Here is a 16540-nt window from a genome sequence, read left to right on the forward strand (position 1 = left end):
CAAGAGATGATCATGGCCGTTCGGTGGCGAAGGGGTTCATAAACGGAGCGTCGTGGCCGGGCACGATCAGGCCGTGAAAGGAGAGCACCCAAAGCTGCGAGCGATGGTAGGCGACCGGATCGTGCGGCGGCATTAACTGCAAAACGGCGTCGGCCTCATCGCGCATGAGAAGCGCATCGCCGGCGACGAGAACCGGAAAAGGGTCAGCATCGATGATGAACGAGGTGTGAAAAGGGACATGGCCCGGAGTCGCGATCGCGTGAATGCCAGTGGGCAGTGACGCTTCTTCCAACCAAGCGCACTGGCGGTCGTCTCCAAGACGCGCATCATCCCACAGCAGGCGCTCGATCTCGAACATCTTGCGCACGATCTTCGGATCGTAGGCGCCGGAAGCGAGATCGGGGTAAAATCGCAACAGTTCCGGCGCGTCGGCCTCGTTGGTCGCGCTCAGCGCGGCATGCAGCGCGCGCGTCCATTGTCGGTCACGCGCCGAGCAATAGATGCGCGCCCGCGCAAAAAGCGAGTTGTTGTGCGAGTGATCGACGTGCGCGTGTGTGTTGAAGACCATGCTGACATCTTCTGGCGCAAGACCGCGCGCGGCGAGTGCGGCGCGGAGCGAAACTTCGTGCAACGCCAGCCCGGTATCGAACAGCGCGACCTCGCGTGGGCGGCGACGCGCCAAAACGACGCTGGCCCGCACGGGATCGCCCGCGACGAGCACCTCGACTCGCCACCTCGCCGAGCCTTCAGTTGATTCATCGGAATTGTGATGATGCGCTTGCGGTTCAATTTTCAATGGAAGCTCCTTCTGTTGGCGGCGAGCACGATGACGCTCATCTTGCTCATCTCCTCCTACTTGCACGGCTTGATTACAAGCGCGCTCGTGGAAGATTACCGCTACAACAACGCCATCAGTCAAGTGATCACGCTCGCCAAACGGACGGCGACGCATGACTACTTCAGCACGCCCGCCGACCTACAGCAGGAGATGCAGTTGATCCTCAGTTCGCGCCGCGATTTCAAACAGCTGGATGTCTACCAGCGAACAGCCCAAGGGCTGCAGCTCGTCGCGACCACGGCGCCGAATGGGACGCGCTTGCCCGTGCTCGACGCGAGCGCGCCGGACAACGAATTCGGCGAGTTGGACCACCCGCTGCCGGAGGTCTTCTCGCGCGAAACCGAACGCAACGGCGTGCGCCACTGGGAGATCACGGTCGCCATCAATGACCGCGATGATCCGAAAGACAATGGTTACATCAGCGCGCTCGTCACCAAAAGTTCGCAAAGCGAGTTCGTCGCCCGCCTGCAGCGCCAGCACGCCTTCGTGTTAACCGGAGCCGTGTTGACATCGGTAGCCCTCTTCTATGCGTTGTTCGCTCTCTTCTTCCGACGCCCGGCACGCGACATCATGCAAGCGATGGCGCTGGCTCGCAGCGGAGATCTCGCCGCGCGCGCGCGCATTCGGCGCGAAGACGAACTGGGCGAAATCGCGCGCAGCTTCAATTCGCTCATGGATGAGATCAGCGAACGCCACCGCGAACGCGAGCGTTTGCTCGCACAGATCAGCGGGTTCAACGAACGGCTTCGCCAAGAGGTCGAACGCGCCACGCAGCAAGCTCGACTGGCCAACGAGCAACTGCTCAGAATGCAGCAACAGCTTGCCCAGTCGGAGCGTTTGGCCGTGGTCGGGCAGATCGCCGCTTCGCTTGCCCACGAGATCGGCACGCCGCTCAATGCCATCTCCGGCCACTTGAAGCTTCTCGCTCGCGCTGTGCCACAAAACGCGGAGACCGAACGCCGTTTTCAGATCATCCAAACGCAACTCGACTTCATCGTCGGCATCGTCAGAAAGTTGCTGGCACGCGCTCACCGCCCCCGTTCGGTGTTGCGCCCCACTGATTTGAACGCTCTCATCCGCGACCTTTTGTGGTTGGTCAAACCGACGCTTGACGAACACCGCATCGCAACCAGTACGACGCTTGCCCCCCGCCTCCCTTGCGTGCAGCTTGACAGAGACGCTTTCCGCCAAGTCTTTCTCAATTTAGTCAACAACAGCATCGACGCCATGCCGGACGGCGGACAGTTGGAGATCACGACCTCGTCTTCTGCCGACCGGAAAACGGTCGAGATCCTCTTCCGCGATACGGGAATGGGCATCGCCCCCGAAGATTTCGATCATCTATTCGAACCGATGTGGACGACTAAACCGTCAGGCAGCGGTTTCGGACTGGCGATCGCGCGCGAAATCATGCGTGAGCACGGCGGGCAGATCGAAGCCGTCCCGCACGCCGGACGCGGCGCGATCTTCCGCCTCACGCTGCCCGCCGCCGATGCGCCTGCCGACGACGACTCAGAGGAGATCAATGCCGATGTCGCATCCTCCACGCATCATCGTCGTTGACGACGATCCCGTGACCTGTGATCTTTTGTGCGAAGTCTTCGCGCGCGAGGGCTTCGCCACGCTCTTTGCGCAAAGCGGCGAAGAGGCGCTTCGGGCGGTCGAGGAGTTTCGCCCCGACGTGCTCGTCAGCGATATTCGCATGAAGACGCGCCTCGACGGGTTGATGCTGCTCGACCACCTGCGACGCGATCACCCATCGCTCCCAGTGATTTTGATGACCGCGTTCGGTTCGATTGAAACCGCTATTCGCGCCGTTAAAGATGGCGCGTTCGACTACGTCAGCAAACCCTTCGACATCGATGCCTTGGTGGCGACCGTGCGACGCGCCCTCGACATGCGCCGCGCGAGCGGCGTCGCGCGCGCCGAAGAAGCCGGCGAAAGCGAATCGCCGAGCGAGCTGGTCGGACGCACGCCGACCATGCTTGAGGTCTACAAACTGATCGCCCGGGTCTCGGATGCGCCGACGGCCGTACTGATCACGGGCGAGTCGGGCACGGGCAAAGAACTGGTCGCGCGCGCCATCCACACCCACAGCGCGCGCCGCGATCAACCGTTCGTTCCGGTCAACTGCGGTGCCCTGACCGAAACGCTGCTCGAGTCGGAGCTCTTCGGACACGTCAAGGGCGCCTTCACCGGCGCGATCAGCAACAAGCGGGGCATCTTCGAATTAGCCGGACACGGAACGGTCTTTCTCGATGAAGTGAGCGAGATGAGTCCAAACCTACAAGTCAAACTCCTGCGCGTGCTCCAGGAACGCGAGGTGATCCCGGTCGGCGGCAGCGCCCCCGTGCGCGTCAATGCGCGCATCATCGCCGCTTCCAATCGCGATCTCGAAGAGTTGGTTGAACGCGGCGCGTTTCGTCACGACCTCTTCTTTCGGCTCAACGTCATCCAGATCGCGCTGCCCCCTTTGCGCCAACGACGCGAAGACATCCCGCTGCTCGTCACCCATTTCTTGCGCAAACACACGCCGCCCGGACGGTGCGTGCCGACCATCGCGCCGCCTGCGCTCGACTGTCTCCTTCGCTACGTCTGGCCGGGGAACGTGCGCGAGCTGGAGAACACGATCGAACGCGCTGTCACGCTTGATCGTGATGGGACGATCACGGTGGAAGATCTGCCGCCGAGAATCAGCGCTCCAACGTCAGCGCCGAGCCAACCCTCGACAGACACGGCCGACAAGCTAACGGCGCTCTTCGCTGATCTACCCTCTTTGGCGGAGATGGAGAGAAGATATCTGCTCTACGTGCTCGAAGCGACTGGAGGCAATCGCAAACGCGCGGCTGAGATCCTGCGCATTAATCGCAAAACGCTCTACCGCATGGCCGCGCGCCACCGACTCGAACTAGGATCATAGCGCGTTCAGCGTTAGTTGAGGATCTTCGATGAAATCACAAGGAAAGTTCTTCGCCGTCGCGTTCATCGCGCTCTGTTCATCCGTGATCTTCTGGACCAGACCAGCTTCAGCGTGGCAGATCTCGGCGACGCAAGCTTCGCTCATCGGCAGCGTCCGCGAACAGACCGGCGCGCCGATCGCCAACGCGCGCATCACCGTGCGCCATCTTCCAACCGGTCAAGAGCGAAGCGCGTTCAGCGACGCCGAGGGCAACTACAGGTTCTCGTCGCTGCCGGTCGGGGAATTCGAGGTCCGCGTCGAAGCCGAAGGTTTCGCGCTATACGTCAATCGCGCGCTCGCGCTGCACGTCGGCAGCGCGACGCGCCTCGACCTTGTCTTGCAACCGCGCGCGATCAACGCCGAGGTCACCGTCACGGAACGCGGCTCGCCGCTCGATCCGACGCAAACGGCCGCAGCGACCACGATCGAGCCCGAACAGATCGAGGAGCTTCCCGTCAACGATCGCAACTACCTGCAATTCGTTCTGCTCGCACCGGGAGTCGGACCAGCTTCGCCGACAGCGGGCACGTTCAATAGCGGTTTCAGCTTCGGTGGTCTGCGACCGCAAAGCAATGCCATCTCGATCGACGGATTAGACAATACAGACGAAACGACCGGCGAAGCGCGCGTCGGGTTGTCGCCGGAGATCGTGCGCGAGTTCCAAGTGATCAACAACGGCGTCTCGGCTGAGTTCGGCGGCTTCGCCGGAGGCAGCATCAACGTCGTGACGAAAACGGGGACGAATCAGTTTCACGGAGATCTGTTCGCCTTTCTACAACACGAGCGCCTAAACGCGCGCGAACCGTTCATCGAAAGCGACGCGCGACCGCGCTTTCGTCGCCTTCAGCCGGGCTTCTCGCTGGGCGGCCCCGTAGTCCGTGATCGCCTCTTCTTTTACGTGGCCGCCGAGCAAGAACATCTCGCCAGCGAGGAGCTGTCGGACGTCGCCCCGATGCTGCGCGCGACGCTCGGCGCCGTTCGATTCACGGCGAAGAGTCCGCCGGTCAGAGACCGCTTCTCGACTGGGAGACGCGAAACCGAAGCCGCCGGCAAGCTGACTTGGATCCTCGGCTCGCGCCACACGCTCCACCTTCGTTACGCTTACACCTTCGACTCGGCGCTTGCCGCTAGACTCAACACCGATCTCCCCATCGATCCGACGGCGCGCGGCGATCGTTCGACGCTGGACCACCAAGCGACGGCGAATCTGGTCTCGACTCTGTCAGCTTCGCTCGCCAACGAGCTTCGACTGCAATGGAGTCGGCGGCGCGTCTCGGTCGCCGAGGGCGCGCGCGGCACAGGCTTTGAAATCGTCGGCTTGGTGCGCGCCGGACGGCCTCTCGGTCTGCTCGGCGATCGTCGCGAAGATCGGCAACAGATGATCGAGACGATCACCATCGAGCGCTCGCTCCACGAATGGAAGGCGGGCGCAAGCGTCAACCGCGTTTCGCTGCGAAGCGCGCTGGATGATGGTTTTGGCGGCTATTTCATCTTTCGCACGCTCGATGATCTGATCGCCGGGCGCCCTGCTCTCTGGCGTCAGGCGTTCGGCGATCCGCATACCGAGATGAATGTCGTAAGCTTCGGCGCTTTCGCGCTGGACCGATGGCGCGCCAGCGCGCATCTCGCTCTCAACTTAGGCGTGCGTTATGATCTCGAAGAGCTGCCGAGGCCTTTTCACACCGAACGCGATGGCTTCAGCCCACGCTTCGGTCTGGTCTGGAGCTTCTCGGATCGCTTGCTCGCGAGGGCTAGCATCGGAGTCTTTCGCGATCGATTGCCGCTCGCCTTTGCGAATCGCGCGTTGCAACTGGATGGCCGACGCGCCTTTGTCCAGATCGCCGAGGATCTCGTCGCCGCACGCATCTATCGTGCGCTAGGATTTTCCCGAGCGACCGTTCCCTTCCCCGAAGTCGCACCATCCGTCTATCGTCCCGATCCACGCGCCGCCATGCCTTACAGCCTGCAAACTGGCTTCGGCTTCGAACGCCTGATCGCGGCGGACACAACTCTGCGCGCCGACTACTTGTTCGTCCGCGGACTTCACCTGCCGCGAACGCGCAACGTGAACCTTCTGCCGCCCGCGATCTTCGATGCGGCAGCGCTGTCCGAAACGATCGTTCCCACTCCACAACTGGTCGGGCGCCCAGTGTTCAGCCGCGCGCGCCTCGATCCGCGTTATGATGCCATCTATCAACTCGAAAATAGCGCGAACTCGCGTTACCACGGCTTGACGCTGGCGCTCGACCACAGGTTCAGCCGCGAGTTCGCATGTCTGGTCTCCTACACCCTCGCGCGCGCAAAGGACGACGCCTCGGACTTCGATGAGCAACCGCCCAACCCCTTCGATTTGAGAAGCGAATGGGCCAGCTCGCGCGAAGACTTGCGCCAACGCCTCGCCGTGAGCGCTCTCTTCGATCTGCCGCTGGCCGAAGGGCGAAAGAGCGCTTGGCCGATGAAAGCCTTCGAACACGTTGAAGTCGCACCCATCGTGACGTTCAACAGCGGGCGTCCCATTGATCCACTGACCGGAAGCGACGAAGAACGGAGCCGCGCTTTTCCGCCGCGCTCGCGCCCGCTGCAAGCGCGACGCAACTCGCTGCGCACGCCCGCTAACTTCAATGTGGATCTACGCCTCATCCGCTATTTCCCTTTTGGTCCGACGCGCCGCTTTGACCTCGCAGCAGAGTTCTTCAACCTTTTCAATCATCCGAACGCGCTCGCGCTCAATCCCTATTACGGCTCCGGCGCACGCCCGTTGCCGAGCTTCGCGTCGCCAGCGCTCTTCGCCGCGCCGCGCCAGATCCGCCTATCGCTCGATCTAGAGTTCTAACACTGGAACGGTTTACGGCCTTCGCGCCCTTCAACCTCATGCGAAATGCCGAGCGGAGTTCGACCGCGCTCGATTCTCCGGCTTGAATCTGATGGCTTTGAGCGCAGAAACAAGGGCGCAGCTAGCGATAACAGAGGCTCTAGGATCAGCTAAGATGCTTCATGGAGTTCGGCAAGGTAAAGGAGAAAGGGCTTACGATCGAGCGCTTTTGGAATATTTGGAACAGCAGATCAGGTTTCCAGCTTGAATCCCACTGGCGTCGCCAACCGAATGCCTCGCCAGTTACCGCCTGCGGCATCAGGTTTCCAGCTTAAACCTAGTGGCGGCCAGTCGGTAGAGCCGACGCCAAACCAAACGGTTGATCAAAACGACTATCAAGATCATCGTCAATGTCGAGGCGAGAAGAAGATTGAGGTTGCCTTCATCGGTCGCACGACTGATGGTAGCGCCGAGCCCGGTCGCGATCAACGTCTCCCCCTTGAAATTGAAATACTCGGCGACGATGCTCGCGTTCCATGCCCCGCCCGCTGCCGTTACTAGGCCCGTCACCAAATAGGGGAAGATCGCCGGCAAGATCAACGACCGCCATCGATCCAGCAGACCGAAGCCGAAAAGCGCCGTTACTTCCCGAAGATCGTTGGGGATGGCAGTCGCACCAGCGATGACATTGAAAAGGATATACCATTGCGTGCCGAGCAACATCAGCGCGATGGCCCCGACGTTGATCCCGCCGCCCCAGCGAATCAGCACCAACAACAGGACCGGGAAGAGCGCTGTGGCCGGAATCGAAGCGGCGATCTGCGCGAGCGGTTGCGCGACGCGCGCAAGGCCCGGTCTGAGCCCGACCCAGACGCCGACCGGCACCGTCCACACGACGCCGATCAACAGCGCCGCTACGACGCGCAAAAAGGTCGCTGCAGCGCTTCGCACGAGCAATTGAACTTCAGCCGCTGTCAGCGTCGAGAAGGTTCGCGCGGCGCGCCATACGCCATACCCGATGAGCGCCGCAAGGAGCGCCGCGCACAAATACTCGATCGCTCGCGCAAGCTCGCTTCGTCCCGCTGACCGCAGCGCCAAGCGCTCGCTGGCTCGCCGCGCGAAGCGCAGTTGTATCGCTTCGCCGATGGGGCGGAACAGGCGACGGTTCAGTTGCGTGAGCGCGTGCGAACGACGCAATAGATCAAGCACCACAGAGCGCGGCGCGAGCGCGTTTTCAACCTGCTCGAACTTGAACTTGTCAGCCCAAGCGATGAGCGGACGCCAGAGCAGTTGATCAAGCACGACGATGATTCCGATCATCATCGCCAATCCCCACAGGATCGCGTGCGTGTCGCCGGCGCTCGCCGCCGTTTGTAAGTACGATCCCAGCCCCGGCAAGCGGAAATCACGTTGCCCTAAGACGAACATCTCACACGCCATCAGGAAGAACCAGCCTCCGGCGACCGACATCATGGAGTTCCAGATGAGTCCGATCGCGGCATACGGGAGTTCAAGCTGCGTGAAGCGCTGCCAGCGGTTGAAACGGTAGATGTCTGCCGCTTCGCGCAGTTCGCGCGGAATGCTCTTGAGCGATGAATAGAAACTGAAGGCTAGATTCCACGCCTGTCCAGTGAAGATCAGGATGATCGAGCCGAGTTCGACGCCCAGTTGTCTGGTCGGGAAGAGCGCGACCATCGCCAACATCACGCCGGGCAAGAAACTGAGGACCGGGATCGACTGCAGCACATCCAACAGCGGGATCATCACGCGCTCGGCACGCGCATGATACGCCGCGACGTAGCCGTATATGAGCGCGAAAAGCAGGCTCAAAAGGTAAGCCACCGCCATGCGCAACAGCGAGTATCCAGCGTAAGCTGGCAGCGCCCGCGGCGCGAGCGAAATCTCGACTTGCGGGCTGACCGGACCGAACCACGGAAGAGCGGCGACCGCTATGCCGTAAACGAGCGCGACGAGCGCGCTGAAGATCACCAAATCGATCAAACGGGAGCCGAAGCGCTCAAACGCTACCGCTCTCGTCATCAAAGGCAACATTGAACCGCTCCGCCGCACTGAACCTCAATGATTCGATCTCATGGTTCGGTCAGAAAGATGCGCCCGCTTTGCGCGTCGTAATCGAAGATCTCGGCGTAACGCCCCCAGTGAATCGCCGTCATCAATTGACGCTGCGCCTCTTCTTCGGAGAAATGTTCATCGAGTATGTCGTGGAAGAAATCGTCCGGCAAGGTGTGATCGGACTTGGCACGTAAGGCGTGCTCGATTTGGCGAAGCAAAGGCACGTGCGCGAGCGCCGCCTCGCGAAAGATCCGCTTGCGCGAAAGGATGTCGGCTTCGGCAAAGGCCCGACCCTGTGGCGTGATCTCGATGTCGCCTTCGTGCACGCGCACCAACCCCAGAAGATGTGCCGCTTCGACGATCGGCAACAGGTCATCGACCTCCATGACGAGTTCATCGGCCAGATGATAAAGATCATCGCGCCCATCACGATCGAGCAAGATCTCGAGCAACCCTGCTATTCCGCCGGGCCGCGCGTGCGGCAACATCACCGGCTTCGGCTTGGCCGCTTCTGCCGTCGCAGGCGCCTCGATCTTCGCCGTCCCCTCAGGTTGCGTCAGGACCTTGTAAATGTAATCGACCAACGCGATGAACTCCTCCGCTTTGCGACTTCGCGGTCGCCCTAATCCCACCTGAAGATCGGCGCGAATGCGCGCCGGATTGCGTCCGAGCACAACCACGCGATCAGCGAGCAACACGGCTTCTTCGATGTTGTGCGTCACGATGAAGATGGCGCGCGTCGGTATCTTCCGTTCCAACCAAAGTTCGAGCAATTCGCCGCGCAGGTTCTCCGCCGTCAAAACGTCGAGCGCGGAGAAAGGCTCATCCATGAAGAGCACTTCGGGTTCAACAACGAGCGCCCGCGCTACCCCAACGCGCTGCTTCATGCCGCCTGATAGCTCTTTCGGATAAGCGGTCTCGAAACCATCCAATCCAACCGTGTCGAGGATCTTCAGGGCGCGTTTGCGCCGCTCGATCGCCCCGAGGCCTCGCGCGCGAAGCGGCGCCTCGACGTTTTCGAGCACGGTCAACCACGGAAAGAGCGCGAAGCTTTGAAAGACCACAGCGACGTTCGGTCGCTGCCCATCGAGCGGTCGTCCATGCCAACAGACCTCGCCCGCAGATGGCGCCACAAGCCCGGTGAGCATTCGGAGCAGAGTTGACTTGCCAGATCCCGATGGGCCAAGCAACGCTAGTATCTGATCGGCGTAGATCGTCAAATCTGTCGGCGCGATCACCTGAATGCGCCGCCCGTCCGGCTGCGCGTAGAACTTTTCTACCGCGCGCGCTTCGATGATCGCATCCAAAGGCTTCTCGCTCAGATGCTGCGGTGCTAATCTTTGTGCCAACTCTGACATCTTTCGGTTGAATTCTCTCCCATCGCGCGCGCAACACAGGCCGACCTGCCCTGCGCGACATCATCGCTTGAAAACGCGAGCGTCAACTTCCCTCCGACTTGCTGCTCGCGCCTGCGCGCAAGTGGGATCAAGCCCGGTGCGCTTTGGTCCGCTCGATCTTCCGCGCTATCGGCGAGCGCTCCGTGCAGCGATCTTTTCTTTGCCACCTTTCTCTTCGTGATCGCTCCCTCTACCAGCGATCTCACACGATGGCTCTTCTACAGACCGATCCTCGCTCGCGAGGACCAGCACAACTCTCGCCCTCTAATAGCACGGAAGAGAGGAACTCGCCAAGTCACCACCGATCCAAGCGTGAGCCCCCAAGACCTCAGCGCACTGAACCGAAAGCCACCACACGGTTCGACTTTCACGCGGAAGCTCAACTGCGGCCTTCGAGCAACTCAAAAATCGACATGCAAACGTAGTGCTGGGACGATCGCTGGACCACGATCGCGGTTGTATCCGGGATTGACTATGTGCTGCAAATCGAAAGAGCCGAAGATGCCCCGCCAAAGGCGCATCGTGTAGTAACTCTCGAAGATGCTCTCGCGCCCGTAATTGAGCGCCCCATCGCCGAGCAGGAATCCACGTCCGCCCAACGCCAGATACCGACGATGATCTTCCGAGATGCCATTGCTCACCCAAGCCGCTCCGATCTTGTCGCCGCTGCGGTGCCAAAGCTTGCCGCTCAAATCGATTCCAAGGCTCACCGTGTCGTTGACTTCGGTGTAAGCGAATGATTCATGCCGCCCCTCGTTCCAGCCCCAACGACCGAATATTCGCACTCGGTCGTTAACCTCCTGCTCGAAGTTCGCGCCGAATCCGTACTTGACGCGCCCTTGGCGGCGATGTGCCTCGATGTCCGGTAGCTTCTCTTTGCCAGCGAGGTAAGCTTCGATCGCCTCGCGGTAGCTTCCCATGTTGGCATGATTGGTGAAAGCGAGCAATCTGTATGCACCGGTTCTTCCCCGAAGCAAACCGCGCCGCAGTTCGATCTCCAGATTCTCGGCTCGAGCGCGCCGCAGATCCCAATCCAGCTCGATTCCGTTCGCCACCTTGGGCATCAACGCCTCGGCGAATCGCGCTCCCCAACGCCGGTCTTGATACTCGACCAAAACGCCGTAGGTGTAACCGCGCGTATCCGCCGCATAATCATAAGCGCCGTTGTTATCAACTGTCCAATTCATGAACTGCAGGTGACTATCGCTGCCGACCGAATTTAAATCAAAGAAGTCCGCCAAGCTGAATTTGCCGGCCCGCACTTCCAGCCTGCGCACCGGCAGCTTGGGCGTAAGATGCAGTTGATCGGGCTCGACCTCAATCTGCTCTTTGCCGAGCGGAATTATTTGGCGCACCATTAAGCGGGCGAGATAAGGTTTCGCGCCCAACGTCGGGTTGCGTACAACGTCTAGGTTCGTGTAACCCGCAAGTCCCAGCGCGTCACTTATGCCCTTTCCGCCAGCGCTCTCCAGATCGAATAGGACCTCCGTCTTTTTTGCCACCCTCGCCCCGGCGTAGAGCGTGAGCACTCGCGAGAGAGCGCTCTCGCGACGCGGATTCAAGCTGTTTTCGCCGCTGTACTCCGCTCGAAACGGAGGATGCCACTGAAATATGAGGTTCAACTGCCCCGACAACCACAACCGTCCGCCCGCCCGATGATCGAAGATCGTCGCAGCTTGCCCCGGGCCATCCTGCGACTGAGCGAAAGTCGTTGACGCGCAGAGGAGCGTTGCGAGAATCATGGTTGAAACCGCACAAAAGACTGGGATCATGCCGAACAGCACCGCAAGCGCTGATAAAAGATTGCGGTCTTGAAATTCGCGGATACCGTCTCTCTTTCGGCAAAGATGGGGACAAGGTGCGAAACGCTGATCCGCCGCGGCCAATGGCGTAGCCTCTACCTCACTCAAGGAGATGAAAAGACAATTTTGGAGAAATAATCTGGTTTCAATCAAACTTTAATCCTCCGTCTGCTAGGGTGAGTCAAGTGATCGAGTCATTGCGTCGAATCCCAATCGTCTTTGCAAAGCAAAAATGTTTGGTAAGATAACACAGTTCTCATTGAGAGAAAAGCTTTTGATCTTCGCCTTGACCGCGGCGCTAGCCGCTGGCGGCTTGTTCGCTTTCAGGCGTTTGGACATCGAAGCCTATCCAGATCCAGCGCCGCCGACGATCGAGATCATCGCGCAGAATCCAGGCTGGTCAGCCGAGGAGATGGAAAGACAGGTCACCTTGCCTCTTGAAACCCAGCTTAACGGGATGCCCGGGTTAAACGTCATCCGTTCGATTTCGCTCTTTGGACTCACCGATATAAAGTGCTATTTCGATTTTGGGACCGACTACATGGCCGATCGCCAAGAAGTGCTGAACCGCATACAACAAGCTTCTCTCCCGCCGGGCGTGCAACCGCAGCTCTCTCCGGAATCAGCCATTGGGGAGATTTATCGCTACCAATTGGTCGGAGACCGAAACTACAGCCTGATGGATTTGAAGGTCATTCAGGACTGGACGCTCGAGCGACAATTCAAACAGGTCCCCGGCGTTATTGACGTTGTCAGTTTCGGTGGTCCAACCAAGGAGTTCCACGTTGACCTCGACCCACGCAAGTTGATTCAATACGGAGTATCGATCACACAGGTCATCAACGCCATCGCAAGCAGCAACGCCAACGTTGGAGCGAACTACTTGGAGATCGGACAACAAAGCTTCAACGTAAGGGGCATAGGGCTGTTCAAAAACGAGCGAGATATCGGCAACGTGATGGTCACAGCGAAGAGTGGGACGCCGCTCTATCTTAGACAATTGGGAGAAGTGAGCATCGGAGAAAAGGTCCCGCTCGGTCGCGTCGGGCGAGACGAAGATTCGAATATCGTTGAAGGCATCGTCCTGATGCGCCCGGGCGAGATGTCCCTTCCCACTTTAGAACGCGTGCGCGAAAAGGTCAGCGAACTGAACTCGCGAGTTCTGCCCAAAGGGGTGAAGATCGTCCCGTATTACGACAGGACCAAATTGATCAACGTCACGACGACGACGGTGACCCATACCCTCGTCACGGGGATGGTCTTCGTGTCCCTTATCATATTCGCTTTTCTGGGCGAACTGCGCGCTTCGCTCATCGTCGCTTCGACCATCCCCCTTACCTTGCTGTTCACCATCATCGTCATGACGATTCGCGGCGACTCAGCCAATCTGATCTCGATGGGAGCAATCGACTTCGGCATTCTCGTCGATGCTTCGGTCGTCATGGTGGAAAACATCTGCCGTCATCTTGCCGAAGAGAGAGCAGCGACGTCAGACAAGGACTCGATTATCGCCAGAGCGGCGCGGGAAGTTGGACCGGCCATCTTCTTCTCGACCGGAATCATAGTCGCAGCTTTCCTTCCCCTTTTTACGATGAAAGGGGTGGAGGGGAAAATCTTTGGTCCGATGGCGGTCACGTACGGATTGGCTTTGACAGGCGCTCTGTTGATCGCCTTCCTCTTCGCCCCCGCTGCCTCATCTGCGCTTCTCAAAGAGGGAGACGAGAAAGAGACTTTCATCGTGCGCAGTATCCGTCGGGTGTACGGACGCGCGCTCAACAAGGCTCTCAAGCATCCAAAACTGACGCTCTCCTTTTCGGTCATCACCCTCTGTTTTGCCCTGCTGATTCTGTCCTCGCTCGGCGGGGAGTTCATGCCGAAGCTCGAGGAGGGCAATCTCTGGGTACGCGCAGCGATGCCGAGCACCATCTCTTTCAGCTATGCCAGCCAGTTGGTCGATAAGATGCGTAAAGTCTTCAAAGAAGAGCCTGAGGTCACTACTGTAATCAGTCAGTTGGGTCGCCCAGATGACGGAACTGACCCGACGAGCTATTTCAATTGCGAGTTTTTCGTCGATCTTAAACCGCGCGATCAATGGCGTCCTGGAATGACCAAAGAGAGGTTGATCAGCGATCTGGAAGCGCGCTTGCGAAGACTTTTTCCCGGCGTAATCTACAACTTCTCCCAGGCTATAGAGGACAACGTCGAAGAGGCGATGTCTGGAGTGAAAGGCGAAAACTCGCTCAAGCTCTTCGGCAGCGATCTAGAGGAGTTGGACCGACTCAGCCGCCAGATTGCGGAAGCGATGAAGGCCGTTCCCGGCATCACCGATTTGGGCGTTTTAACCGAGCTTGGCCAACCCAATCTCTTGATCCGCATCGATCGTGAACGCGCCGCCCGCTACGGCCTGTTACCGAACGACATCAACGGGACTGTGCAAGCCGCCATCGGTGGACAATCCGTCACTCAAGTCCTCGATGGAGAGAAGCGGTTCGATGTCGTCGTGCGTTTCTTGCCGCCTTATCGCAACACCGTCAAAGCCATATCGGAGATCCCCATCAGCACGCCCAGCGGATCAACCATCCCTCTGCGCGATGTTGCGGAGATCATCGAGTATACCGGGGCATCATTCATCTACCGCGAACAGAACGAAAGATATATCCCGATAAAGTTCAGCGTGCGCGGCCGTGATCTACAAAGCACCATCACGGATGCCAAAAGGAGGATATCTCAACAGGTCCACCTTCCTGATGGGTACCGTTACGAATGGGCCGGCGAGTTCCAGGAGCTACAGGATGCGTTGGCGCGGCTGCGCGTAAGCGTGCCGTTGAGTCTGGGCATCATCCTCATGCTTCTTTACATCCACTTCCACCGCTTGCGTAATGTATTGCTGGTCCTCAGCGCCCTCCCCCTAGCCCTCGTTGGCGGAGTCGTCTCGCTCTTTGTAACGGGAACTAACTTCAGCATTTCCGCCGCCGTCGGTTTCATCTCTCTGTTCGGTGTCGCCGTTCTCGATGGGGTGATATTGATCTCATACATCGAAGACCTGCGCCGTGAAGGCTCAACGCTAGAAGAAGCCATCATGAAAGGAGCGGAGCTGCGCATGCGCCCCGTCTTAATGACGGCATTATCGGCGGCCATCGGCTTGCTGCCAGCGGCGATGGCGACCGGAATCGGATCGGAAACGCAGCGCCCCTTAGCGCGGGTCGTCGTCGGTGGAATGATTACCGCGCCCATGCTCATTCTGCTGGTCCTGCCGACCCTTTATCTGCTGGTCAACCGTCGATTGACCGGGCGTCGATGAGGCTTCGACCGGCCACCCGCTGAGAGTCATCTCCCGCGCCAACGCGTGCTTCCCGACGCGCCAACAAGGCGAGATGTATTTGCCCGGGCGCTATGCAACTTCCTATCTCCAGTGTTTTGAAGAAACTCTGTTCTAAATTTCAGGAATATCCCTCAATCCTTCGTTCGAAGTTCGGGGCATCCCTCAAGCAGCGTTCTCTTGTGAGTCGGGATTTGGAAGCGGAGTTGCAACCGGGCGCTTGTCATCCTTCAAGCAGCGTTCTTTTGTGAGAGTTCATCGCCGTGATTCGGTCCGCTGACCAGCGCCATCGATGACCTGTTCGACCGCGAGCCCCAAGACGAAACTAAAATATCTCGAACCGCTTGAGCCCTACTCGTGCTGTTCATCTGAGTGTGCGCACGACCAAGTGATCCCAGCGCTTCTCGCCGCAGGATAGACCCGTTCCCAATGGGCTGTGATCGAGGCGTGCTTCGAACGGCGGCTGATTTCTCCCACGAGGTGCCGCCCGGATGAGAGACGACTTCCGATTACGGCAAATCGCCTCGCTAGCTTGCTGCAGCATAGATTTGCTCGAAGCGAGCCGAGCGCGCTATACTCCCTTCGTCTCGGCATCACGACCTGCAAGGCAAGCGACGACCGTTTGGTTCGACACCCGCTCCCCAAGCGGCGGAGGTATAACGTGAACTTCTCATTCAGCCGCTTTTCACTACCGGCTTTCCGACTTCCACTACTCCTGACTCTCCTTGTGTTAGCACCCTTGCTGGCGGATGGCACAAAGCAGCGGAGCGCGTCGGCGCTACCGCAGAAGTCACGTCTGATCTTGACGATCACTGATGAAAAAGACCAACCGTTGGTTGGCGCACGATGCTCGTTGCTAACCGCAGACGAGCGAGAGACGGTCGCTGAAGCTATGAGCGATGAACAAGGTCATGCATCGTTCACAGACCTCGCGCCGGGCAGTTACACGTTGCGCATCATCCGCGAGGGCTTTGCGCCACTGACGCGGAAAAACGTCGCCATTGAATCGGAGAAGGAGCTATCTCTCGCCATCAGTCTCTCTGTCGCCCCTCTCGCCGCCAACGTCACCGTGAGCGCGGGCGGTACGCTTCCAACCGACGTGGAAGCGGGCGCCACCATTCCAAAAGCCCTCCTCAAACGCGAGGAGATACGCATCTTACCGCTTCCAGCGCAAACGCTCACCGCCGCCCTGCCGCTTACGCCAGGCGTCATCAGATCGCCAAAGGGGGAGCTGAGCATCAAGGGCTTACAAGAGTCACAAGGCGCGCTGATCATCAACGGCGTTCACGCCAACCTCGCCGATCCGCGCTTCGGCATTTTCTTCGCCTCATCAAGCCGGA

General features: G+C 59.4%; 9 protein-coding genes. 5 read left to right on the forward strand and 4 right to left on the reverse strand.

The features are described from left to right. Positions 1-10 precede the first annotated feature (10 nt). A complete protein-coding gene (locus C4334_RS07715) occupies positions 11-796 on the reverse strand; it encodes an MBL fold metallo-hydrolase (protein WP_352431506.1) in 786 nt (261 codons plus the stop codon). Here C4334_RS07715 and C4334_RS07720 point away from each other — a divergent pair. From C4334_RS07720 to C4334_RS07730, 3 genes are read left to right on the forward strand one after another with little or no spacing between them, the layout of a single operon-like run. Then, positions 770-2401: a sensor histidine kinase gene (locus C4334_RS07720; RefSeq protein WP_352431507.1), complete on the forward strand. Its 1632-nt coding sequence runs from the start codon at positions 770-772 to the stop codon at positions 2399-2401. The two genes, C4334_RS07715 and C4334_RS07720, sit on opposite strands and share 27 nt — an antisense overlap. Then, entirely contained in the window at positions 2370-3758 is a 1389-nt protein-coding gene (locus C4334_RS07725) for a sigma-54-dependent transcriptional regulator (protein ID WP_352431508.1), read from the forward strand. Before C4334_RS07720 ends, C4334_RS07725 begins: the two co-directional genes overlap by 32 nt. 28 nt (positions 3759-3786) lie before the next feature. Further along, positions 3787-6630, forward strand: a complete 2844-nt coding sequence (locus C4334_RS07730; protein ID WP_352431509.1) for a TonB-dependent receptor — start codon at positions 3787-3789, stop codon at positions 6628-6630. Positions 6631-6927: 297 nt separating this feature from the next. On the opposite strand, the gene C4334_RS07735 is transcribed toward C4334_RS07730, so the two are convergent. The 3 genes from C4334_RS07735 to C4334_RS07745 form a co-directional block, all read right to left on the reverse strand. Further along, positions 6928-8649 (reverse strand): ABC transporter permease, encoded by a 1722-nt coding sequence (locus tag C4334_RS07735; RefSeq protein ID WP_352431510.1) that lies wholly within the window; start codon positions 8647-8649, stop codon positions 6928-6930. Positions 8650-8699: 50 nt separating this feature from the next. Then, positions 8700-10040 carry an ABC transporter ATP-binding protein gene (locus C4334_RS07740; RefSeq protein ID WP_352431511.1) on the reverse strand — a complete coding sequence of 447 codons (1341 nt, stop codon included), beginning with the start codon at positions 10038-10040 and terminating at the stop codon, positions 8700-8702. Between the two features lie 440 nt (positions 10041-10480). Then, the gene (locus tag C4334_RS07745) at positions 10481-11851 is read right to left on the reverse strand and encodes a carbohydrate porin (RefSeq protein WP_352431512.1); all 1371 of its coding nucleotides are present in this window, start codon (positions 11849-11851) and stop codon (positions 10481-10483) included. 262 nt (positions 11852-12113) lie between these two features. Here C4334_RS07745 and C4334_RS07750 point away from each other — a divergent pair, with 262 nt between their 5' ends. Further along, complete coding sequence (locus tag C4334_RS07750; protein ID WP_352431513.1) at positions 12114-15182, forward strand: efflux RND transporter permease subunit; 3069 nt, start codon at positions 12114-12116, stop codon at positions 15180-15182. A gap of 745 nt (positions 15183-15927) precedes the next feature. Next, a partial coding sequence (locus C4334_RS07755) for a carboxypeptidase-like regulatory domain-containing protein (protein ID WP_352431514.1) occupies positions 15928-16540 on the forward strand: 613 nt, incomplete at its 3' end.

It is taken from the genome of Pyrinomonas sp. (assembly GCF_040289685.1).
In the GTDB taxonomy this organism is placed as follows: Bacteria; Acidobacteriota; Blastocatellia; order Pyrinomonadales; family Pyrinomonadaceae; genus Pyrinomonas.